Annotated in this window: 1 protein-coding gene; it reads right to left on the reverse strand. The window is 44.2% G+C overall.

Features of this window, described 5'->3' with window-relative positions:
* The coding region (locus tag KDK18_RS13715; RefSeq protein WP_257255495.1) for a hypothetical protein at positions 1-1667 on the reverse strand (1667 nt) is incomplete at its 3' end.
* Between the last annotated feature and the right edge of the window lie 143 nt (positions 1668-1810).

Genomic DNA, 1810 nt, shown 5'->3' on the forward strand with positions numbered 1-1810 from the left:
TGATGACGCAAACAGTGTTTGGCTATTGTTAATTGACTCTTTTCTGAGCATTCTTCCCAGAATTGATGAATATAACCCCGGTACTCTTTAAGGCAAACCAAACAAAGAAAAGCTTTGTAACGTCGCATTGCAACCAGGGGCAGGCCCTCTGTTTTCAGAGATGAGATTGAGTTGTTTTGTGCACTGTCTCTACTGGCCTCAGGAATCTCCTTCCAGCAATCTTCATGCTCATCCGTGCTGTTGGCATTGACTCCAAAGTCTATGTATTGATCATTAGATTCAGGGGACAGAACAAGATTAATAACATTTAGCATCAACGCCAAAACCGCTTCACGGGAATAATCATTATCTGCGACGCTACGGAGGTTAAATAATTCTTCAAATGGCTCACCTTGCAGCCCCTCATAATTTCCTTTTTTCAGAAAGATGGCTCTGAAATCAAAATAAACATCTTTGAGATCTTTGATTTTGCAATCATAGAATTCCCGATTATTCTCAACAAAATTTATTGCATTAGTAATATTCTGAAAGTCAATCTCAAACAGTCCATTAATAATTCCAATAAGTTGCTGTGGATAAAAACTCTTGATTTCATCAATATGTCGGGAAAGAATTTCCCGACTTAAATCATCCAGCGGTGCTGAGCCGAAGCGTAGACAAGAATTTTTCCCCATCACCTGCAGCCATTGTTCCAGATTGAACTCATTGTTCTCATTAACACACGATTCATATAGAATTCGGGAAAGCTGGCATGTACTTTCAAGTACCAGACCATTCTTACTACCCGGAATGAAAAAACGAGCATTGTCTAATACCGATGTTGAAAGCCGCTCACCTTCAAAAGAACATTTGATGAAAAGGCCATCTTCAACAATGGCACTGTTAAACAGTTCTGTATTGAGTTTACACTCCTCAAATGAAACGGATTGCAACACTGTCCCCTTCATTGAACAGCCGCTGAAATCAATCCCGGTTAACTTATGTGGCCATCCTTTCAGCTTAAAACCATCCAGGGAATCCAGCTTGCCCTCCAGCAGTTGTGGGTTTTGCTCAAACAACAACTGTATGCGCTCTTCACCACAAATCTTGACGAGACTCTGGATGCCTTTGTGAAACGGGCTGTCTTTACAGGTTAACTCATGGTAAAGAACTGACCAGGATTGTGGAAAAAGCTGTTCCAGCGGGCGCCCGTCGGGCCAGTGGCTAAAACGTTTCCTTAGCATACGCAACAATCGCCCGTGGCTTTCGGGAGAACTCATCTCAAGCATGTTCAACTCATCAGACAAAGACACAGGATTGGAAAAACGGGTCTCTTGTGACTGACAATGCCGAACCACACTTTGATAGTCGTCGGCTGAATGCGTAATGGTTTTCTCATTACGGGCAAAGGCATCCAAACCAAGGAATCCCGACCTGATTTGGCTTTGATCTCTGTAAATTTGTGCATCCAAACGGCCGAGTGTTGCAGAATTCAAGCGCATACACATGACCCCACCACGACTTTGCCTGGATTTATCCGCCAGTTCCTCCTCCATAACTCGGGAAAATGCATATTCGGTGTCGCATTTCATCCTGCGTGTCGAAATATTCCGATTCGGTTCCATCCCGATTTGAGTACGTCGTTCAAAGGAGCTCAGGGCACTTTCATTTTCCAGAATATCGGTCACAATCTGTTCATTGTTCCGTCGCCGCGATGCAGAATAGTTTATATCGTGCCCGGGGCAGAACTTTCTGGCGGGGCTTGCCGAAATGCCATGGGGCAAACCCGAGCGGTAATGCACCAGACGTCCTGCGCGAATACGACAATGGA

It is taken from the genome of Endozoicomonas sp. SESOKO3 (assembly GCF_024606255.1).